The following is a 21,949-nucleotide window of genomic DNA, read 5'->3' as shown; positions in this document are numbered from 1 at the left end:
AAACCAATGCCCTTAGATGGCATTGGTTTTCATAAGAACTCGAACGTGCTCACATTTTCGGCAAGGAGAACCATAAAAAAACATATATCAGGCCGGGCTGCCCACATCGTGAATAGCCCAGCCTGAACAGTTTTGACTAAAGCATACTAGTGATGGAAGAGACGAATTCCCGCCATTGCCATCACGATATCATAGGCGTCGCAGGCTGTGACAACATCTTCATCGCGTAGAGATGCGCCCGGCTGAACAATGTAAGAGACACCATAGCGTGCCGCGAAGTCGATGTTGTCACGGAAAGGGAAGAAACCATCAGACCCTAGCGAGACGCCCTTTAAGCCTGAGAGCCACTCCTCCTTCTCCTGGCTTGTCAGGCGCGGTGGTACGGTCTCAAAGAGTTGCTCCCACTCCTTCTCCTCAATGGGCGTCAGGTCTTCGCGGAGATAAGCGTCAACAGCATTTACTCTCTCCTGACGCTTGACACTGGCCTTGAATGGCAATGAGAGGGCCGCTGGATGCAGGCGCAGGTACCAATCGGCAGCCTTGGCGGCAGCAACACGCGTACACATGATACGTGACTGTCCACCTGCACCAATACCAATTGCCTGCCCATCATAGGCGAAGCAGATAGAGTTGGACTGTGTGTACTTAAGCGTGATGAGCGAGAGGATCAGGTCACGCTGAGCGGACTCTGGAAGGTGCTTATTTCGCGTCGGAATATCTTTGAGGTGCTCAGCGGAAGGCGTGATGTTGTTGCGCTTCTGCTCAAAGGTCACGCCAAAAACCTCACGTGTCTCCATCTCCTCTGGCTCATAGTTGGGATCGATTTGCAAGACAATGTAAGACCCCTTGCGTTTCTTGCGCAGAATCTCCAGCGCCTCTGGCTCATATCCAGGCGCGATCACACCATCCGAAACCTCGCGGCTGATCAGCCGGGCGGTTGGCACATCCACGATATCGCTAAGTGCTGCCCAGTCGCCATAAGAAGCCTGGCGGTCCGCTCCACGTGCTCGTGCGTAGGCACTGGCGAGTGGGGAAAGTTCCAGATCCTCAACGGCATAGGCCTGCTTGAGAGTATCACTCAATAGCAATCCAAGGGCCGCGCCTGCTGGACTCACATGCTTGAAGGAGGCCGCTGCGGGAAGATTGAGACTTTGGCGCAGTTCGCGCACCAGTTGCCAGGAGTTGAGGGCATCAAGCAGGTTAATATAGCCGGGCGCTCCGTTAAGTACCTGGAAGGGGAGTTGACCCTGCTTCGCATAGACGCGCGCTGGCTTCTGATGGGGATTACATCCATAACGCAGGGTAAGTTCTGTATGCTGGTTCTCCATGAGACTGTGTTCCTCTTTATTATGTAAGGTGTTGTGGCTGCGGTTCCGGCGAGTGCTTTTTATGGCCTGCCATTCATGAACCTGAGCGAAGCTAGCCGCCTTGACGACGGCGTTGGTGAATGCTATTAAGGACATGAAAAGGTATGCGCTGACTACAACGCCTGATGACTGCTGCCTTGGGAGATCTATCTTACTTTTATCTTACGTCATGAGGAAGCCCAGGGGCAAACAGGAGTATGGGAGCAAGTATCTACACCCTCAAACCAACAAGTACCACCATCCACGCACATTCTCCAAATTGGCAGGAGATAGGCGTTGATTCTCTTCAGAGCACTACATTGAAAGCATGGCTTTATGTATGCCTGAGGAGATGCTGAAAGATAGCGTATACTATGGTTGTACGCAACAAGCACTGCGATCTTTACGTATATATTAGGGGAAGTATGCTCTCCTAGCCATAAGCAACATGCACGCCAGGATGGATCAAGAAGCACCCATACACACCATAAAGGGTTAGCAATGAGGGAACAATGTACACCTTAGAAGACGATCATGACGCGTCAGCGTTCAAGCGTAAGCAGGCCACGCGCAAGGAAGAGGATGCCATGCAGCCTTCGGCACCCAACGCGCAGAAAGCAACAGAGAACACCGACATCAGCGAGATGCCTACCAATGTGACAGTTACCGACGTCCGCCCACACACAACAGAGGAGCAAGATACTCCCTCCACCGTACGAGAACAGATCAGTCAATCTCTCCACCAGCTGGCACCTGAAGGACCTCATCGACGTATCGCTATCGCAGCTCTCACGATAGCGTGTATCGGCGTCTTTATTACAGCACTGGACGAGACGGTTGTCGTGACCGCGCTCCCACAGATCATTACCGATCTGCACCTCTCACTAACCCAACTCGATCATGCCTCCTGGATCGTAAGTGCCTACTTGCTCGGCTTCGTCGTAGCCATGCCACTTATGGGGCGTGTCTCCGATATCTATGGGCGGCGGCGCATCTTCCAAATCTGCCTGACGATCTTTGGTCTTGGCTCTTTCTTCTGTGCCATCGCCCCCTGGCTTGGCGCGAGCCTAAACCTGAGCTTCTTGCGCCCTCTTGGTGTTGATACCTCCTCACCTGGACTTATCTGGCTTATCGCGGCCCGTTTCTTCCAGGCCATTGGCGGCGGAGCCCTGGTACCCGTCGCAATGGCTATCGCGGGCGACTTCTACACACAGAAGCGCCTGGGTATCGCCCTGGGCATCATCGGCGCGGTTACCGAGATTGGAGGCGCACTTGGCCCCCTCTATGGAGCCTTACTGGTCGAACACTTTGGCTGGCAGTCCATCTTCTACCTTAATATTCCAATCGTGGTTGCTCTGATGGTAGGGACCTGGCTATGTATCCCGCGTGGACAGCACCTGCGCGAAGGAGTGGATTGGCTGGGAAGCCTATTGCTAGGATTGGCCTTAACCTGCCTGAGTCTCGGGCTGGCGCAACAGGGCGCGGAATTGGGAACCAGGCATACCAGCGCTAGCCCAGCACCTCAAAACAACCCTATCGTGTTGGCTCTAGCAGTGATCTTCTTTGTCGCCTTCGTCCTGGTAGAGCGCAAGGTCCGCTGGCCCGTGGTTGACCTCTCTCTCTTCAAGCGCTTTACCTTCAGCGCCTCAACTCTGGTTAGCCTGCTAGTAGGTGCCGCGCTCATCATCGCAATGGCCGACATTCCCATCTATATCGATACAGTCATGCAACTGACTGTCATGGATAGTGGTCTGGCTCTGTTACGCATGACCGCGCTTATCCCGGTCGGGGCACTACTTGGTGGCTGGCTCTGTAACCACATTACCTGTCGCTGGACGGCGGTGCTGGGTCTGCTCTTTACAGCGGTGGGCTTCTACCTGATGAGCCGCTGGCCCATCGATGTCAGCTGGACACAGATTACGATCAGCACCATGACGGCAGGCCTGGGTTTTGGCCTCGTCATCTCGCCTATCGGTACCACAGCCCTGAATGCGGTCAAAGCCAAACAGGCCGGAATGAGTTCCGCAGTAATCACAGCCCTGCGCATGGTTGGAATGATCCTGGGGCTGGCTATCTTGACCTCCTGGGCCTTAGCGGACTTCAATCGCAGGATTCAAGGCTATCCCGCGCTGGGTAAGAACACGACGGCGGGCGATTATATCATCTGGATGCAGAACTACGCCGTTCACCTGGTACGCTCAGCTCATACCGTTTATACTTCTGTCTTCTTCGCGACGATGATCCTCTGTGTCATCGCACTCATTCCAGCCTTCTTCCTCTGGGGCAACCAGACCCCACTCTCAGAGCAGGAAGCGGAACTGACTCCGGCGGTCATACCCGGCAAGAGCTTCTTCGCGCAACCACGTCAGGTACTCGCAGCAGGTAGTATCCTCCTGGTCATGCTGCTCATCGCAGGTGGCATTCTGGCGACATTTATGGTAGATGGGCAGGCTCTGGGATTGCCAAAATCGAAGCCAACCTTGCGCTCGATTACGCTCCAGGTAGGGTTGGATCAGCAAGCAATCACCTCTTTACTTGCCTCACAGCTCAAGGTCCAGGAAAGCACTCTGAGCGATGTCAGTGTTACGCCTCTCCCTAATGATGGTCTGAAGCTCAGTCTCAAACTACACATCGATACAAACGGTATTAAGCGGGTAATGCCAGTTGAGATGGAAGGGAAGCTAGCGCTGGATAGCAAACAGAATGTGCGCTTGAATGTAACCCATGTGAGACGCGATGGCAAGGATGCAGGCAAGCAAACAGCAAAAGATATGCAAGCCCCAGTCGATGAGATGTTCACAAAATCGGTTATGCCTGCTCTTCATGCACAGCTCAAAAGCGTAAAAATTCGTGAGGTGCATACGACGACAACGCTAGGCTGTAGTCAGGGTAAGATGGTGCTCTTGATCAAGCTGGAAACTCCGGCAGTCGAGGATCTACCCAATATCGCGCCACCAGCCCCTTACTGCCTGCTCGGGCCCATAAATATCAATGATATCAATAAACTACCACCTGAGCTGCCCACACCGTAACCAATATAAACTTACTCTTCTAAGAAACACTGAGCATATCAGTACTCGCTATTGAAGAGATCATAGATATTCCTATCCATACATGCAAGAGAGAAGGCATTATGCTTAAGATACGAAAGCGCTGGAAACATCATCTTCGTCCGTCGCGCGCGGCGGTCGTCACGCTCCTTCTGCTCATTGCGGCGTTGTTATTCATCACACCAGTTTACGCCGCGACGAGCAGACCTGTGCAGCAACAGGAAGAGCTACCGCTGAACGCACACATCTATCTCTCAACTGCCTCACTACGTCCTGTGTTTGAGGAGCAGATCGATGCACAGCTTCCGAAGACCGTCGATAGTACGATGAAAGGTATTACGGATGGTATGCCTGCTGAGAGCCGGGATTGGGTCTCAAAGATGGCTAAGGTGCTCATTCAACCTTCGGCGACCCTGACGGACCTCTCTCCCCAACAAGGGGGTATGCTGACCTCGTTGCGTGTTCGCCTCTATCCCGATGATCCCAAACCAATTAATGCTGACATGCTAGTGAGCTTCTCGGTCGTAAATACGTCCACTATTCAGGTCAGCGCAGAGCCAGTGCAGGGCAGCCCAACACTGATAAATGGCCCCTTGACGACCCTACCAACGCCTCTAGGTAAACTACAAACGATCCAAACAACACCTGGATGTGGCACGAATGCCCTGGATATTGGCATGCAAGTTCCCATTACCCTCACGGACGAGCAAAACCAGCAGACAACATCCTTCACACCTGGAGAAACCAGGCGCACAACACTCTCAAGTATGGAGCAATTACAGGGCACGGCAAGCGCGACCAATGCCTATGTTGAGCTACCTGCCGCATCAATAAGCACGCTAGGTCCGGCGCTGGGAGTACTCCCCTTGGGCAATAACCTCTACGCACGCAACATCAAACTAGCTATCAGTGGTACACAGATCGTCGCCACCAGCGACATCACGCTCGGTCAATCGCTGGTAATCGCGAAAGCTACGACGCTCCTCAAACCCACGGCCCAGCAAGGCAAGCTGGCGGTCAAAGTCCAGAAGACAACTATCGCCGTCTTATCCATCTTTACCTTTCCGTATGATACCTATAATGCCAAGATTGAGCAGGAGCTCAATAGCAAGCTCAATGGCGCGCTTGGCGATAAGTTCACGCTACTCTCAGCAGCGATTGGGGCGAACGAAAATATCCCCTGCGCGGCAAAAGATAGCCTGATACTTTCGGTTCAAGCCCCCAATGGTCTTTTTTAGCCGCATATATTGCTTGCCTCTTCTCAATGGGGTACTTCCATACTGGAGAAGCGCCCCACTGAGAAAGGCCGAACAATAGACGGAACACTCCCAGAGAGAAGCATCTCCGCGACACAGTCACCAGTTAACGCGCTCAGAATCAGGCCTACGCTATTGTGTCCCGCCGCAAGCACAACGTTCTCCCATGCGGGAAGAAAGTCAATAACCGGCTGATGATCAGGCGTCCAGGGGCGTAGCCCGGCCCAGGTGGCACGAACTTCGTGCGTCGCTAGAATGGGAGCGAGTCGCCGCGCGGTTGCTGCCAGCTTCGTCGTCCCTTCTACCGTAACCCTCGTATCAAACCCCATCTCGCTCTTTGTAGCCCCCACCAGAATCTGTTCTCTGCGCGGGACTAGATAGATTGCCTCGCCAAAGACGATATGTTTGAGCGGTGAAGCTGGCTGCTCAAAAGCCAGGAGTTGCCCATGCAATGGACGCACAGGAAGCTTCACATTCAACCATTCCAGGCAAGGTCCGATCCATGCCCCTGGCGCGAGTACCAGCCACTGGCAGGTAATCTGCTCCCTACTCGCTGTACGCACCCCCTGTACTCTTGAACGGTGTGTGACGGTGCCCACAACCTCCTGTTGAGAGTAGATATTCGCTCCCGCTTTGCTGGCTGCGAGTGCGAAGGCACGCACAACATCTGTTGCTCGAACCTGTGACTCCTCAGGAGCATAGATAGCAGCATAGACATCAGGTGTGAGTAATGGTTCCTGCTTACGCGCCTCATCACCATCAAGCCAATAGAGGCTCATCCCTAGAGATTTCCAGTCCTGTAGCCGCTTACGCAAGCGGGGTGCGCGTTTCTCCTGGCGGATAACACGTAAGGCCCCAGAGCGCTCATAGCCTACCTGGATACTACTTTGCGCCTCTAGTTCCGGCAATAGGTCAATAAGGCGGGAGAAGCCAGTCAAAACCAGGTTGGCAAATGGGCCAGGGCCCGTAAGCGGTCCCAGGGGAGCAAGCAGACCCGCCGCAGCCCCTGAAGCCTGCCCACCAATTTCGCCACGTTCCAGTACAACGACTGTGATCCCTTGTTGTCGTAAGGCATAGGCGATAGCGCAGCCAATCACGCCGCCGCCAATAATTAACACATCTGTGGTAGTTTGCATCCAGGTACTCCACTCCCATTAACACAATCAGTCCTGCTGCAAACTATACCACGTTAGCCCTTGGGCCCTAGCAACTTCCGATACTCCCAGATCCAGAGAGAGCAGTGGTGGGCTCACCAGAAAAGGAGAGCAGATGCAACCTACCCTGCCGCAACCCGGACCAGGATGACGGTATAGATCCCATTTCGAGACGCAAAGCTTTTTGTAGTTCCTCCCATGCCACACAAATCTCAGCCTCCGTGGTACGCAGATTACCAATGGCAAGACGCAAGGTATAGCGCCCCTTGAGACGTGATGAGGAGAGGAAAGTTCGCCCGCCCGCATTCACACGATTGAGCACACGTTCATTGAGGCGATCAAGTTGCTCCTCGTTATGCATCCCGGCAGGGTGCGTACGGAAGCAGACGACACTAAAACGAGTGGGAACCAGGAGTTCGAAGGTTGGAGAAAACTCAACCCAGCGCGAGAACTGGCGCGCTAATCGGCAGTGGGCGGCGATATTGTTGACAAGCCCATCCTGGCCGAAATACCGTAAGGTCATCCAGAGTTTAAGGGCAGGAAAGCCATGCGGTAAAGAGGCATCATAATCCATCAGGTTAAGAGCCTGTCCAGAGTGACCCTCATTATTCTGGAGGTAATCAGGCGTCAGGCTAAAGGCAGATCGTAGCGCCTGGGGACGACGGGTATAGAAGACGCTACAGCTAAACGAGGTAAAGAGCCACTTATGCGGATTGATCGCCAGGGAATCGGCCCGCTCGCACCCACGCAAGATCCAGCGCATCTCTGGCATAATAGCGGCTGCGCCAGCATAGGCTGCGTCCACATGTAACCAGAGACCATAGCGCTCACACATATCGGCTATCTGTTCAACCGGGTCCACGCTGGTTGTCGATGTCGTACCCACAGTAGCAATCACAGCAAAAGGCCACCAGCCAGAGCGAAGGTCCTCACGAATAGCCTGGTCGAGCGCCTCCACATTCATGCAATAGTCAGCGTCGGTTTCAATCTTGCGCAGGCTCTCCTGACCAAGACCCAGGAGAATCGCTGCCTTCTCAACTGAAGAATGAGCCTCTTCCGAAGCATAGAAGCGCAAACGCGGCATCTCCTTGCGACCAGCTAATCCCTTCTGACGTACATGGAGACCCGGTACCATCTCGCGCGCCGCCGCCAGAGCATTCGCGATAGCTGAGTTATGATGGATCATACCAAAGAGCGGTCCAGGTAGACCCAACATCTGGCGTAGCCAATCTAATGTAACCTGCTCAAGCTCAGTCGCAGCGGGCGAAGTCTTCCAGAGCATCCGTGAGACATTGAATGCTCCTGTCAACATATCGGCCAGAATACATGGTCCCGAACTAGTCACCCCAAAGTAGGCCATAAAGTTACCTGAGTTCCAGTGTGTAATGCCAGGCATAATCACACGCTCGACATCCGCCAGTATATGCTCCATCTCTTCGCCATGAGCAGGCGGTATGCTAGGTAATGCCTGGCGGATATCCCCAGGCTTCACCTGCGCCAACACCGGATATGATTGAATATCCCGCATGTAATCCGCGATCCAGTCAACAAACAGATGACCATATCTCCTCAAAGCTTCCGCATCCATGTCGCCTTCCCTGGGTAGGGGGCCGGAGCCTGCCTGAATTTGCATGTTCAACCACCTCCACTCGACAACAACCAGATAGACAGCGCGTACAGAGGGTACCACTGTAACCTTTTAGACAGTATATCAATACTTACCAGAAACTAATAATGTGTTGTTATGGATTGTATGCATTTCGATGGTAAACGTCAATATAAGGCTTCTACCATATTATGAACCAATTTTAACTTTTCATAAAACTGCCATATTTTCATGAACATACTTTTAACAAAAGCGCACGCTCTCACGTTGCCATCGGTAGACATAGCTTTTTTATTACAGTAATGTCATTTTTCCACAAGGCTAACAAACACACGTGTCTACTCAGAGGAGATAAATAGCCGCTGCATCCTTCCGAATCTAAAATCTTTATACATAATTAATACCCTAAATTTGCATATTATGCTACCATATACTCTATATTCGCTTCATTACATATGTCACGTATAAGTTCCATGATATATGTAAGCACCTTTACCAAGGTGACGAATAACCTGACAGGTTCCATATGTGATGTGTGTTATATGTTGAGGAGTTGGAAATGGAAACCCCAAGCAAACAACACGATTCGCGATACCCCGCTGGAGAGCCCACTAAGGGCAAACCTCAAACTGTTGGTTATCCAAACACGCAGGAGATAACGCTTTTCAAGGAGCTATTGCCCATCCCCCAGGCAATCATGCTCCCTGACCGCAAAATACCAGTCACAGAACCAAACCTGACCCCCCTGCGAGCAGAGCAGCCACGCGATGGCTTGCCACATCTTGAGCGCTTTCCGGCCATACCACGCTTCGATCTGGAAACAACCATTGTAGAGACTCTCGTACCCGCGATGACCCTGCGCGCGTGGGAGCGCCATTATGGCATCCCCGTTCCTTTGCGCAATACAAATAACTACAGACAATATTCACAACGCGATCTGGCTGCAATCAAATGGCTACGCTGGCGCATCAAACGCAATGATACAAGCGTTTATATGGCAATGACTGAACTAGCACGTTTTGAGCCTGCCTATGTCCGCCAACAGGATGGAGAGGTGCTACTTGAGACACTGGCCCCCCATCGCAGCGTACATTGGACGATTTGCATAATTCATTGCTACATGCTATCACACGTATGGATGAGGTCAGCGCCAGTCGGCTCCTACGTGGAGCCTTCGCCGCACACCCGGCAGCCTATGTATGCCAGCAGTTGATCCAGCCAGTTTTGACAAAGCTGGTCGAACTCCGCCACACAAGCTCACTTTCACACTCAGTTCAGCGCTTCGCATCCAAGCTCACACGTGCTCAAATTATCCAGCTTATTGAGGCTGGTATGACCCCTCGTGAGGCTCTCCAACGGCTCTCCTCCCTGGAAGCTCAGGCGCCGCAAATCTATGCCAAACAGCAGCGCACACGCAAACGGATGAAGACCATTCCTCCTTTTGAGCGCCTCATCGATATTCTCATTGAAGCGATGGCACGCCTCGATGAAGCACATGCACAAAGTATTCTCGACGAAGCGTTTTTCTACTATACAGTCGAAGATGTCTGTCTCAATCTGATCCAGCCAGTGCTCTACCGCATTGGTGAACTCTGGGCTTCGCGCCAAATTACAGTGACAGTCGAGCATCTCGCCAGCAATATAATTCGCACGCGTCTTTCATACCTCTTTCAGACCACACCCAATCTGCGTCAGGGTCCTGGAATTCTGGTAGGCTGCGCTCCCCAAGAGACGCATGAGATAGGCATTCTTATGTTGGCTCTCTTCTGGCGACGTGCTGGCCTCAACATCTATTACCTCGGACAGATGATTGAGTGTCAGAGCCTGCTTCAGGAGATTCGCAAATTACGGCCCGGTCTAGTATGTCTCTCAGCAACCATGCGTACCAGCGCGCGCACTCTGGCCGAAGTGGCGCGCGAGATCGATAAAATAGATGCTCCTCGCCCTGATGTCTGCTTTGGTGGTAGCATCTTCGCTCACGAGCCCGGCTTAACAAGGGCGATTAAAGGCTCCTTTCTCGGATTGGATGCGCGCCAGACAACACAACATATTCAAGAACTCTTGCAAAAAACACTCTGAGCGTCCTGCAAAGAGGTTTCGCGCGAAACCTCTTTGCTTCGGCAAGCCATACTCATGACTAATCTTATTTGAAGAGGGCTTACGTTCACCAAAAATAATATCTTACGATCCTCCCTCTACTGTGATCTTAGGGCATTTGGTTATATCTCAAATATACACATCCCTCTATACAAGCGTTTCTCCCCCTCCAAGAAGTTTCCCGTGAAACTTCTTGGCATCTTTTTGGCGATTTTCTGCATGTAATTTTCTATGAACAACTCTTTTATATGCTATTATTTGCGTGGAGTACATTCAGCACATATTGACACACAGAAACGTGAAAGGAAAGCTACGTTAGTGGATTGGTACAACGAACCGCCCAGGTGGGCCAGCGCTGGCAACACCATCACGATGCAGGCGGGACCAAACACGGATTTCTGGCGATTGACCGCCGGAGGCTATGTACGCGATAGTGGACACTTCTACTATCAGCGTCAGAGAGGTGATTTTCAGGCCGAAGTCCGCTTCAAAGGGGAATACCAGGCCATGTACGATCAGGCAGGGCTTATGGTGCGAGTCAATGAGGCAACCTGGCTCAAATGCGGTATTGAACTGGTTCATGGCAGGCAGCAGGTCAGCGCTGTTGTTACACGCGAATATTCAGACTGGTCTATGGTCGCACTTCCTGACAAAATAGAACTTATCTGGCTGCGTGTCCATCGACACGGCGCGACTATCGAGATTCACTACGCCCTCGATGGGTACGATTATCAATTGCTACGGCAAACATATCTTTCACAAGCCGAAGCAATGGATGTGGGCTTGATGTGCGCCTCACCTGAAGGGCTTGGCTTTCTCGTCAGATTTGAGGACTTCTCCCTTCAAGCTTACAAGAGTGAGAAGCAAGCATAGGGCTTTTGTATCTGTAAGATAAGGCTGAAACGTATCATCACTACACAGATATGCAAAACTCAACTGATAGTGCATATGGGTAGTGTATATTTGGAGACTCCGATGACAATGACCACAACTGAATGGGCACACCGAGATATTCTGACCAATGGCATACGTATGCATTATGTCACGCAGGGCGAGGGTCCTCTCGTCGTGCTTCTGCATGGCTTCCCTGAATTCTGGTACTCATGGCGCTCGCAGATTCCCTTCCTGGCAGGACTGGGATACCGGGTCATCGCGCCCGATCTTCGAGGCTACAACGATACCGATAAGCCCAAAAGTGGCTATGATGTATCGACCTTGCTACGCGATATCGAAGGGCTTATCAAAGGGCTGGGCTATGAGAAGGCCACTATTGTTGGGCATGACTGGGGTGGGGCCTTGATGTGGCTCTTTGGGCTAAGCTATCCCCATATGACCGAGCGTCTGATCGGCTTGAATGCACCACCACCCTGGACCTTCTCGCGCTTGCTTCGCACACCTGAGCAGCTTCGCAAAAGCTGGTACATTTTCGCCTTCCAGCTTCCATTCGTGCCTGAACTCTCACTGGGTCGGAACCATTGTGAACCTATCGCGAAGATGCTCTATGCCAGCGCGGTCCAGAAGTCAGCCTTTCCTGATGATGTATTAGCTCTCTATCGCGACGCCATGAGCAAACCAGGAGCACTCACAGCCGCCATCAATTACTATCGCTCGCTCTGGAGAGGTGGGGGTTTGGGCAAGACAAGCAATGACAAGCGAACTATCGAACAACCGACACTTCTAATCTGGGGAGAGCAGGATATCGCGCTCGGGATTGAGATGACCTACGGCCTGGAACAATGGGTACCTCAGATCGAGGTGCGGCGCCTCCCTGACAGTGGACACTGGGTGCAGCAAGAGAAACCCGAACAGGTGAATCAGTTAATGAAAAATTTCCTCACGCACGAATAAAACCGTCACATGCTTACATACAAAAAGGGGATGTTGTCGCTAAAAGCGACAACATCCCCTGATTTCTCACGCCTTAGACGCTCTTGGGATCGCTATAGACGATAGCACGCTTAACCTGTTCAATCAGGTCTGTGACGGGGATGCCACGTGGACAAGCATCCGAGCAGTTAAAGATGGTTCGGCAGCGCCAGACGCCATCCTTCTTGCCTAGAATGTTGAGACGCTCAGCGGCCCCTTCATCTCGGCTATCGAAGATAAAGCGATGCGCGTTCACAATGGCGGCAGGTCCAACCCAGTCTGAATTCCCCCAGATTGAGGGACAGGAGCCTGTACAGGCACCGCAGAGGATGCACTTGGTACCCTCATCGAAGCGTGCGCGCTCCTCCGGCGATTGCAGACGCTCGGTCCCTGGTTCATTATCATAAGTGATCAGATACGGCTTGACCTGCTTGTACTTATCAAAGAACTGGTCCATATCCACGACCAGATCTTTGATGACAGGATAGCCCAGCATAGGCTCAATAATCACCTTCTTACCTACATCGCGCATCAGCACCTTACAGGCAAGACGGTTACGACCATTGATACGCATAGCATCCGAGCCACAGACGCCGTGCGCACAGGAACGACGATACGTCAACGTGCCATCCATCGTCCATTTGATTGTATTCAAAGTGTCTAGCAAACGGTCGATAGGTTCGGCCTCGACATTAAACTCGTCCCAGTAGGGCTTATTATCCCGCTCCGGGTCGAAACGCTTTATTCGCACTAAGACTTGCATAGCGTTCTCCTCTAGTACTTGCGCTCCTTAGGCTTGAAGATGGGATCGTCTATAAGCACGACGTCCTTGTAATCCAGGCGGACATCATGAGCCTTCTCGCCTTTATAGGCCAGTGTATGTTTGAGCCAGTTCGTATCATCGCGCTTGGGGAAGTCGAGGCGATAGTGAGCACCACGGCTCTCCTGGCGCGCGATTGCACCATGCACAGTCGCTTCGGCACAGTCAAGCAAGAAGCCAAGTTCAATGGCCTCAACCAGTTCTGTGTTGAAGCGTTTGCCTTTGTCCTGCAACTGCACCTTCTTGAAGGCATCCTGCAAGCCATCCAGCGTATCCAGGGCGGAACGCATGCCCTTCTCCTCACGCTCGACGAAGACCTTATCATTCATCTCATTCTGCAAAGTCGAGCGGATATAGGCGGCGGACTCACTGCTGGAAGACTTACCAGAATCAAGCAGGCGCGTTACCATATCACGAGAATAGGTCTCGGCGTTCTCAGGCAAAGGCGCATGGTCGTTCTCAGCAATAAAGCGAGCGATATCCTTGCCAGCCCGTCGCCCAAAGACGATCAAGTCAACCAGCGAGTTCGTGCCCAGACGGTTCGCTCCGTGTACAGATACACAGGCTACCTCACCAGCGGCATAAAAGCCTGGCATAGGTGTCGACTGTGCATCAACGACAACACGACCATCCAGGTCAGTTGGAATACCGCCCATTGCATAGTGGGCAGTTGGCTGAATCGGCACTGGCTCGGTAATCGGCTCAACTCCTAGGTAGTTACGCGCGAAATCAGTGATGTCGGGCAGCTTCTCTTGAATAACCTTCGCGCCCAGGTGACGCACATCTAGATAGACATAGTCTTTCCCGTCAACTCCACGACCCTCATTGATCTCCTGCACAATACAGCGCGACACAATATCACGCGGAGCAAGGTCCTTTAGCGTTGGCATATAGCGTTCCATAAAGTATTCGCCCTTACCATTGAGGACCTTAGCACCTTCACCACGTGCCGCCTCGGAGAGCAGAACGCCAACTTTATAGATACCTGTGGGATGAAACTGGTACATCTCCATATCTTGCAGGGGAATGCCGCGCCGGTACGCGATTGACATACCATCACCCATGCAAGCGAATGCGTTGCTGGTCACCCTCCAGGCACGTCCATAGCCGCCAGTCGCGAACAGAACAGTCTTGGCATGGAAAGTGTGGATCTCGCCAGTGCGAATCTCCATCGTCACTACACCACAGACACGTCCCTCATTGATGATCAGGTCAAGCACCAGAAACTCGTTAAAGAAGCGCACCTGATTCTTTATCGCGCTCTGGTACATAGTCTGAAGGATCATATGTCCTGTGCGGTCAGCGGCATAGCACGAACGACGCACAGGTCCCTCGCCAAAGTTGCGCGTATGCCCACCAAAGCGTCGCTGATCGATGCGCCCATCAGGCGTACGATTAAAAGGCAAGCCACGATGCTCAAGCTCATAGACTGCGTCAATTGCGTCGCGTGCCAGAATCTCAGCGGCGGGCTGATCCACCAGGTAGTCGCCACCCTTCACCGTATCGTACATGTGCCATTTCCAGTGGTCCTCTTCCTGGTTGCCCAGGGCCGCAGCTACGCCCCCCTGCGCGGCACCTGTATGTGAGCGGGTTGGGTAGACCTTGGTAAGTACCGCAACGCTCGCATTGGGCAACTGCATCGCGGCCATCAGGCCCGCACCACCGGAACCAACGATGACAACATCAAACTTCTGATACATATCTTTTATCCTCGTTTCGAAAACCTGAGCACTTTTTTCTTGATACAACCCTCAACGCTGCCTGATCGGAAGCTAGCGCTCCGCGCTCAAAGGGTCGATAAGGAATCCGTGCTAGCCGCCAATCGGGCAGCGTTGGTTTTCGCCTAAGACTTCACCCTCATTTCGAAAACCTGAGCGCTTTTTCTTGAAAGGAATCCGCGCTAGCTTTATATAATCAACTAGTGCAGGCAGGCGGGGCCTAAGCTGCCGGCGACAGGTTGGAAGGTAATCAGCGTGATTGTTCCTAACATGAAGAAAGCAAGCAATAGCACAGCGGCGATACCCTGCAACACCATACGCGCCCCTGGGGAACGTACATAATCGTCAATGACGACGCGCAGCCCATTTACGCCATGTGTCAAGCCAAGTGTGAGCAACAGCCAGTCAAAGAGTCGCCAAAATGGGTTCGCGTACCGCGCCGCCACAAAGGCATAGGTTGTGCATGAAACATCGTTAGTCACATGCATAATTGTCAGATGGATAATGACCAGAAAGATAAGCACCACACCCGAAATACGGAAGTAATACCAGGAAAACGTCTCAAAGCCACCGCCAGCAGGGCGAGGGCCACCATATAAACGCGACAGCATACATTCGTCTCCTTCTCACAAGGGATCTCACCCTTACGCACGCAAGCAACTACCTCTCAGAAAACCTGAGCGCGCGAACAATCGCCGCGCCTGTAGCATTGTTTTGCATAAGGCGCTAGTTCTTGACGCTCAAAATGGCCTCAGGGCTGAAGAACCATTGGACAAAAGCCAGAGACGGCAATAGAGCTGGTTTCAACACATAGTAAGCGAATACAGCCGATATCACGGCCGTAAGGCCCAGAGCCGTGTAGAAGAGAGGCTTCTGCAAGCGAGCGCCCTTGCGCCAGAAGTCAATTAAGACAATGCGCACGCCATTGAAAGCATGATAAAAGACGGCCCCAACCACTGCCAGCGACAGGAAGCGCACAATGATGTGGTCAAAAAGCAAAATACCATCGTTATAAACGGTTGGACCAAAGCTTAGCAGAGAGATGTCGACGACATGAATGAACAAGAAGAGCAACAATCCAAGTCCTGTTACGCGATGAAGCAGCCAGGACCACATACCAGATTGGCCTTTATACATTTTCCCCTCACTTCTGGAGGGCGGGAGGTAGGGGCATGAGGCAAAAAGGATAGATAGAAATCGGCTCAGCCTCTGGCGCTTGCTCTCGCCCTGCGTGAACATCCAAAGCGGGGAAACCTACGCCTTGGACAATCACAAGAGCTAGCTAACTCCTTGCTCGAAAACCCAGTCAGCCAGCGCTAGCTACGCCAGGAACATAGGTTTTCGTATAAGGCGTAATGAGCCTATAGAAGCCGCATCAGGAAAAGGCTGAGAATGAATGAAAGAGAAATCTTATATGAAAACCTGGCGCATCAGCGCTAACTACGCCAATGGCGACGCGTCCCTGAATAAGAATTGGTTTTCGCATAAGACCTAAATAGTGCATGCTTGCGCTATCCCAGCCCTCTACAACCAGGCACCCCGCTGTGCATTGCCAAATTACCTGGGCAACTTGGCTCATGTTGTATATGTATTATACTTCACATATGCGGAAGCACGCAAACTGCTCTGACGCTCTGCGATAGCCTCTCACAAGTCCTCAGCAAGAAGCACATCAAATACAAGCGCTACTGGCGGCGTTCTAGGCCTTTGAAATTCCATCACCAACGAGAAGCGAGGTACGCTTGTCACGCAGGAATTGCGCGATTTCAGCCGGATCTTCCTTGCGTAAAGCCTGGGCCTTAATGTCAGCGAGTACACCACCCCATTGTTCTTTCGCTGGAAGAAAACGGTTGTCGCGTGCCAACAGTTCTTCAAAGATCTGGCGTTCTAGCTCATGCCATACAGAGCGATCTCGTCCATCAAGATCGCCCTCATCAGGCTCATAATCTTGATCGTTGGTATGGTTATCAATACGAGCATGCAAAGGATGGAAATACTCACGCACCATCTCTTCCATCCGGGGAATGTCCAACGAGCCCGCATCAAAGGCCAGAGTTCCAGAGAGAGAGACCTGGACAACAGGCGGCTTCTCCGCCTGCGCATACTCCCCACTTACCTCTCGACAGTAGCTCTCCAGGCGCGCATAAATAGCATCAGGTTCATTCAAGCCATCTACGCGAATCTCATGGCGTACGAAGGGGCGGCGATGGCTCCGCAAGCGGGTTGCATGATGCACACACTCACTCTGCTCAACATTGATACGTTCAGGTTCTTCGGTATCAATCTCAACATAGTAGTAACCGCGATCCTCCCACTGGGCTTCTTCAGCACTACAGGTCTCGGTCGAACCAGGATTATAGATCCAGCCCTCAAATTCATAGGGCTTGTGGATATGTCCTAGAGCTAGATAATCGACCTGCCCACGTAGCGTCTGGAATTGAGCCATTGAGGGTAAGCCTTGAATGCGCGCGACCATACCATCAATACCCGTATGCATAGTGAGCAGGCGATATTCGATACCACTCGCATCCTCCCCGGCGCGTGAGGTATCAAGGGCCTGCGATAACCCTTCTAGAGCTCGACCAGTCGAGGAACCAAGCCAATGAATCCCATACACCCGCAGGCGACCGTCCAGCAGGTCGATATACCCGCCAAGCATGCTCTGTTGATCCCACGGCTCAAGTAAAGGCATTCCATCCTCCATCCGAGGGTGGAGCAGGACAAGGTAGCCCTGATAGCAGAGAAACTGAAGCCATGAGGTTCCATCGCGATAATAGCTACGATCGTGGTTCCCCTCGATAGCGATGACCGGGATGCCAGCGTCTTTGAGTTTCTTCAGGCCCTCAATCGCATGAATCAGAGTCATAGCATCGATAGCGCGCTTATTGAAGAGGTCGCCCGCGATCACAACGAAGTTGACCTTGCGCTCAATGGCTTCGCTGGTAATTTCCCAGAAGGTCAACGTAAAATCATTGAAGCGCTCTCGCACGCCATATTGCTCATATCCCAGATGCGTATCCGCGCAGTGGATAAAAGACGCTCGCATAAGAATCTTTGCCTCTCTGTTTCATGGATGGTCCGCTATCCTTGACGCTCTTAAAATGGTACCGCTTTGAGCTTTCTTAGCTTGGACCAGTCACGAAAGCTCGAACGGCAGCAGCCACCAGAATCAGGCCAGCAATGCTATATATCAGCAGATCGCGGCGTGGATTCTTCCCATTCGAAGCATAGGTTGTGGCAACAGGTAAAGCAAATATAACGATAGCCCCATAAACATAATGCAGATAGTACAGATTAGAGCCACCACCAGGCTTGAGGCCTGTTGCTACCATAGCCAGACCCAGTACCCCCTGCAAGGCAGCCAGGGCGATAGCAATATACATGCTTATCTTCAGTGGCTTTGTGAGACTCTGTTTACGAAAATACTGTACAAATCCCCAGATAGTGACTACCGCACCTGACAAGAAGATCAGATAAGGGTTATATGTATGAAGTGTTAGAATCAGTCCTATCAAAGCAATACACTCCTCAAAGGTCCACCGTTCAGGGGAGCATCTCGATGGTCCTCTCTGCTGTTCTCTGGCCTTATTCTTTCTTGGCCCGCAAAAGTGGAATTCCCTGATGTACTATAGCGCGTGCGCCAGGGAAAGACAAGTTCGCATAAAATCTATCGTCCACCCACATAAAACAACGCCCCAGTACTCAAAGGTCGGTCCGGGACGTCTTTTCTTATACGCATACAACATCTAAATACTAGCGCTCGTTCGATTTAGAGTATTCTAGCATTGACTGCATATATGCGCGGAGCTCAGAGGCTAATTCAGGGCGCTTGAGAGCATAGGCTATAGAGGTCTTGAGCAAGCCTAGCGGATTACCTGTATCAAAACGCTCGCCATCGAAACGCATACCAAAGCACCGCCCCTCTTGAGCTTGGGCTTGCAACGCATCCGTCAATTGAATCTCCCCTCCCTTACCAGGCTTCGTTTTCTCTAGCAACTCAAAGATATCTGGTGTGAGCACATAGCGTCCGGCGACCGCCAGATTCGAGGGGGCTTCTTCTGGATCAGGCTTCTCAACCATGTGGGCAATTTTCACGAAACCCTGTTCGCCATCAACAGACTCGCCCGCGACGATACCGAATTTAGAGATTTCTTCCTTTGGAACCTCAAAAAGAGAAATCACGCTACTCTGATAACGCTCAAAGAGCTCCATCATACGTGGAAGGCAAGGAGTCTCGGGGGCCACCAGATCATCACCAAGCATCACCACAAATGGCTCATCCCCTACAAGATGTTTGGCACACAAAACGGCATGCCCTAGACCAAGCGCCTCAGGCTGGCGAACAGCTGCAAACTGAGCTAGATTTTGCACTCGACGCAACTCTTCCAATTCCTTGAACTTGCCCTTACGCTCCAACGTTCGTTCAAGGTCGGGAAATGAATCAAAATGATCCTCAATACTCCGCTTACTTGAGCTGGTCACAAAAATAACTTCTTCTATTCCCGCTTCAACAGCCTCTTCCACAATATATTGCAATGTTGGCCTATCAACCAGGGGCAACATCTCTTTGGGAATTACTTTACTTGCTGGTAGGACTCGCGTCCCCAGGCCAGCTACTGGCATCACGGCTTTACGTATGCTCATTGAGCCTCCTCACAAAATATGAGCGAAGAAGTAGCGTCTCTCACGATACGGCTCCACTTCTCTACCATTAATATTGTAGTGCATATACATGCGCTAGGTCAATCTGAAGCAGATAGGCAAATTTCACCTATTTTGTTCATTTTTGAACTTTTTGTCGCTTCTTCTCTATATTGGCTACAGCGTAACAAGTGCTAAAGGCTGTATTGGTGCCGTATTAAGGGATACGAGAGAGAAGAGAAGATAGTTTCTTCCAACCTGCATGAAGCCCATAAAAAGCTGTGCCTTTATGCGCAATGCTATATCACGTTGTCTTGCTATTTCAGGTGGTTTCTGCTAGACTTCCTCTCTGATACCGTATCGGGGGGATTATTATTTTATGAGCTCAGGCATTTCTACTCAGGCTTCTGGAGAACTGGTCAGGCCAGAGGTTGAACGCACTCGAGGCACTCATTTTCTTCGCTTTATAGTTCGACCATCTGTTATTACCGCGCTCCTCTATGCGCTCTTTTTAATCACATTTAGCGCCTATCAGCATTATGATGTATCACACTACGTACATATTGGCACTGTCTTCTCACAGCACGATAGCCATGGAAACGCGGGCTATGATGGGCAGTTCTTTTATTACATGGTCACCGATCCACAGCATGCACCTCAGCACATAGACGACCCATCGTACCGCTATCAGCGCATTATTTATCCTATTCTGACGGCAATATTAAGTCTGGGGCAACAGGCGCTTGTGCCCTATATGCTCTTGCTTATCAATTTCGCCTCAATCGTGGCGAGTGTTGAGATTGCCGCGTATTTGCTCAAACGTCACCAACTCTCCCCCTGGTATAGCCTGGCTCTAGGACTATACTTTGGACAGACTACAGCACTAATCTTCGATACGACAGAACCCCTCACCTATCTTTTTGTCTGCCTTGGGCTTCTCTTCATCGAGAAAAAACGCCTATCTATCGCGGCTATCTTCATGAGCCTCTCAGTACTTTCACGCGAGACCGCGATCCTCTTTCCCCTGGGATTCGTTGCACTGTATTTTTGGCAGCGTCGCTGGCGAGACTGCATCAGTTTCGCGTGCATCTCGCTCCTACCAACTATCGTTTGGTACGGCTTAATCGTGGTCATTTTTGGACGCACAGGTCTAGGTTATGCTCCACCTTTTGAGCACATCCCATTTCGAGGCATCTTCGTCTTTGCCAATGATAGATTACGTTTCCCTGCGCTATTCACGCTAATGTTCGTTCCCAGCGTTATCAGTCTTCTCGCCTTCGCCCTAGGCACGCTCCGACGTCGTTGGGGTGAATGTACCTGGCTGATTTACCTGATGAATCTGGTCCTGGTGGTCTTTATGTCCATCGCATCTTACAAAGAGCTCGTCTCTGCGGGTCGTCTCTCAACAGGACTTGTCCTGGCTATGCTCCTGTACGGCTGGCAGGTACGTGACCGCCTGATGCTCTGGAGCACTCAGATTTACGTACTTACATTCCCAATTTACGTCTATGGCGTCTTCTTTCTACGCTTCCCAAGTTAAGCATAGAAGGGATAATACTGTCATCCCTTAAAAGGCACGCACAAGGCCCCTTGATCGGATATATACACACAAGAGAGTATCTGATCAGGGGGCCTTGCTGTAAAGAAGCTATGAATTGGAAGACTTGGGAAGTTTCGGAATCAACCAATCCAGAAAGGCTTGTTCCGAACGTGTCTGCATCAGTACACGCCCTGGTCCCGTAAGCTCACATACTAAACCCTCACCACTCAAGAGAGTCGATTTAAAATTGCCCATACCACGTACATTGAAAGAGATTGAACCATCAAAGCCGACAATGTGTCCAGTATCAACTGTATAGCGCTGACCAGGAGCCAATACCCGTTCTTCAATCGCACCGAAAGAGGAGAGCAGAAGCTTGCCCTGACCCGCCACTTTCAGTAGCAGCAAACCACCACCTCCAAAGAAGCCACGCGCACCTCCCCAACCTGTGTCAAACTGCACACCTATCTCCGAGCCCAAAAAGGCTCCACTATGCAGATAAAAGAGGCCATTAGGAACGATATCAATAACCTTGATCGCTCCTAGCAAGCGAGGGGCAAGCGTGACTTCGCCTCCCATAGCTGGAGCATGGTACGTGTTCTGAAAGAAGCTCTCTCCGCCCAGCATACGCTTAATACCACCGAAAAGACCACCACGCGCCCCAGTTTCCACAGTTACCCCATCACTAAAGCTAACCATAGCTCCTGGCTCCACATGAATCTGCTCATGAGGGGCTAGGCGTGCTATCGCCAGTGAAAACGATGAGGGGTGATTGATATAAATTTCCATGCATTCCTCTCCTGTATGTTTGATATATATCTATATTTCTAATGACGCAGTCAAGAGTATTACATC

18 protein-coding genes are annotated in these 21,949 nt (G+C 51.5%); 7 read left to right on the top strand and 11 right to left on the bottom strand.

Annotated elements, in window-relative coordinates:
- Positions 1 to 146 precede the first annotated feature (146 nt).
- Positions 147 to 1,463, bottom strand: a complete 1,317-nt coding sequence (locus K3T82_RS13550) for a phosphoribosylaminoimidazolecarboxamide formyltransferase (RefSeq protein ID WP_220193971.1) — start codon at positions 1,461 to 1,463, stop codon at positions 147 to 149.
- 395 nt (positions 1,464 to 1,858) lie between these two features.
- On the opposite strand from K3T82_RS13550, the gene K3T82_RS13545 reads away from it, so the two are divergent.
- Together K3T82_RS13545 and K3T82_RS13540 are read left to right on the top strand one after the other, a co-directional pair.
- A complete protein-coding gene (locus K3T82_RS13545; RefSeq protein WP_220193970.1) occupies positions 1,859 to 4,378 on the top strand; it encodes an MFS transporter in 2,520 nt (839 codons plus the stop codon).
- Between the two features lie 101 nt (positions 4,379 to 4,479).
- A complete protein-coding gene (locus K3T82_RS13540; protein ID WP_220193969.1) occupies positions 4,480 to 5,634 on the top strand; it encodes a hypothetical protein in 1,155 nt (384 codons plus the stop codon).
- 23 nt (positions 5,635 to 5,657) lie between these two features.
- Here K3T82_RS13540 and thiO read toward each other — a convergent pair whose 3' ends face one another.
- Both thiO and K3T82_RS13530 read right to left on the bottom strand, forming a co-directional pair.
- A complete protein-coding gene (gene thiO / locus K3T82_RS13535) occupies positions 5,658 to 6,788 on the bottom strand; it encodes a glycine oxidase ThiO (RefSeq protein WP_220193968.1) in 1,131 nt (376 codons plus the stop codon).
- Positions 6,789 to 6,855: 67 nt separating this feature from the next.
- On the bottom strand, positions 6,856 to 8,439 hold the full coding sequence (locus K3T82_RS13530) for a pyridoxal phosphate-dependent decarboxylase family protein (RefSeq protein ID WP_220193967.1): 1,584 nt from the start codon (positions 8,437 to 8,439) through the stop codon (positions 6,856 to 6,858).
- A gap of 532 nt (positions 8,440 to 8,971) precedes the next feature.
- Between K3T82_RS13530 and K3T82_RS13525 the strand changes: the two genes are divergently transcribed.
- The 4 genes from K3T82_RS13525 (at position 8,972) to K3T82_RS13510 (ending at position 12,357) form a co-directional block, all read left to right on the top strand.
- Positions 8,972 to 9,625: a MerR family transcriptional regulator gene (locus K3T82_RS13525; protein WP_220193966.1), complete on the top strand. Its 654-nt coding sequence runs from the start codon at positions 8,972 to 8,974 to the stop codon at positions 9,623 to 9,625.
- On the top strand, positions 9,547 to 10,491 hold the full coding sequence (locus K3T82_RS13520) for a cobalamin B12-binding domain-containing protein (protein ID WP_220193965.1): 945 nt from the start codon (positions 9,547 to 9,549) through the stop codon (positions 10,489 to 10,491). The genes K3T82_RS13525 and K3T82_RS13520 overlap by 79 nt, the downstream gene beginning before the upstream one ends.
- Before the next feature lie 336 nt (positions 10,492 to 10,827).
- Positions 10,828 to 11,382 carry a DUF1349 domain-containing protein gene (locus K3T82_RS13515; RefSeq protein WP_220193964.1) on the top strand — a complete coding sequence of 185 codons (555 nt, stop codon included), beginning with the start codon at positions 10,828 to 10,830 and terminating at the stop codon, positions 11,380 to 11,382.
- 102 nt (positions 11,383 to 11,484) lie between these two features.
- The gene (locus tag K3T82_RS13510) at positions 11,485 to 12,357 is read left to right on the top strand and encodes an alpha/beta fold hydrolase (RefSeq protein WP_220193963.1); all 873 of its coding nucleotides are present in this window, start codon (positions 11,485 to 11,487) and stop codon (positions 12,355 to 12,357) included.
- Positions 12,358 to 12,430: 73 nt separating this feature from the next.
- Here the strand turns inward: K3T82_RS13510 and K3T82_RS13505 are convergent, their stop codons facing one another.
- The 7 genes from K3T82_RS13505 to galU all read right to left on the bottom strand — a co-directional run bounded on the left by K3T82_RS13505 (position 12,431) and on the right by galU (position 19,557).
- Positions 12,431 to 13,138, bottom strand: coding sequence for a succinate dehydrogenase iron-sulfur subunit (locus tag K3T82_RS13505; protein ID WP_220193962.1), 708 nt, complete (start codon positions 13,136 to 13,138; stop codon positions 12,431 to 12,433).
- Positions 13,139 to 13,149: 11 nt separating this feature from the next.
- Positions 13,150 to 14,895, bottom strand: coding sequence for a succinate dehydrogenase flavoprotein subunit (gene sdhA, locus K3T82_RS13500; protein ID WP_220193961.1), 1,746 nt, complete (start codon positions 14,893 to 14,895; stop codon positions 13,150 to 13,152).
- A gap of 218 nt (positions 14,896 to 15,113) precedes the next feature.
- Positions 15,114 to 15,524 (bottom strand): succinate dehydrogenase, hydrophobic membrane anchor protein, encoded by a 411-nt coding sequence (sdhD, locus tag K3T82_RS13495; protein WP_220193960.1) that lies wholly within the window; start codon positions 15,522 to 15,524, stop codon positions 15,114 to 15,116.
- Positions 15,525 to 15,639: 115 nt separating this feature from the next.
- Positions 15,640 to 16,050 carry a succinate dehydrogenase, cytochrome b556 subunit gene (gene sdhC / locus K3T82_RS13490; RefSeq protein ID WP_220193959.1) on the bottom strand — a complete coding sequence of 137 codons (411 nt, stop codon included), beginning with the start codon at positions 16,048 to 16,050 and terminating at the stop codon, positions 15,640 to 15,642.
- A gap of 562 nt (positions 16,051 to 16,612) precedes the next feature.
- Positions 16,613 to 17,959, bottom strand: coding sequence for a metallophosphoesterase family protein (locus tag K3T82_RS13485; protein ID WP_220193958.1), 1,347 nt, complete (start codon positions 17,957 to 17,959; stop codon positions 16,613 to 16,615).
- Between the two features lie 76 nt (positions 17,960 to 18,035).
- On the bottom strand, positions 18,036 to 18,428 hold the full coding sequence (locus K3T82_RS13480) for a COX15/CtaA family protein (RefSeq protein WP_220193957.1): 393 nt from the start codon (positions 18,426 to 18,428) through the stop codon (positions 18,036 to 18,038).
- Positions 18,429 to 18,666: 238 nt separating this feature from the next.
- On the bottom strand, positions 18,667 to 19,557 hold the full coding sequence (galU, locus tag K3T82_RS13475) for a UTP--glucose-1-phosphate uridylyltransferase GalU (RefSeq protein ID WP_220193956.1): 891 nt from the start codon (positions 19,555 to 19,557) through the stop codon (positions 18,667 to 18,669).
- A gap of 376 nt (positions 19,558 to 19,933) precedes the next feature.
- Here galU and K3T82_RS13470 point away from each other — a divergent pair, with 376 nt between their 5' ends.
- Complete coding sequence (locus tag K3T82_RS13470) at positions 19,934 to 21,094, top strand: AZOBR_p60025 family cell surface glycopolymer formation protein (protein WP_220193955.1); 1,161 nt, start codon at positions 19,934 to 19,936, stop codon at positions 21,092 to 21,094.
- A 108-nt stretch (positions 21,095 to 21,202) separates the two neighbouring features.
- On the opposite strand, the gene K3T82_RS13465 is transcribed toward K3T82_RS13470, so the two are convergent.
- Positions 21,203 to 21,883 (bottom strand): TIGR00266 family protein, encoded by a 681-nt coding sequence (locus K3T82_RS13465; RefSeq protein ID WP_220193954.1) that lies wholly within the window; start codon positions 21,881 to 21,883, stop codon positions 21,203 to 21,205.
- Between the last annotated feature and the right edge of the window lie 66 nt (positions 21,884 to 21,949).

It is taken from the genome of Ktedonospora formicarum (genome assembly GCF_016587355.1).
GTDB lineage: Bacteria > Chloroflexota > Ktedonobacteria > Ktedonobacterales > Ktedonobacteraceae > Ktedonobacter > Ktedonobacter formicarum.
Note: the sequence above shows the minus strand (reverse complement) of the source record. Positions and strands in the feature narration are given on the sequence as shown.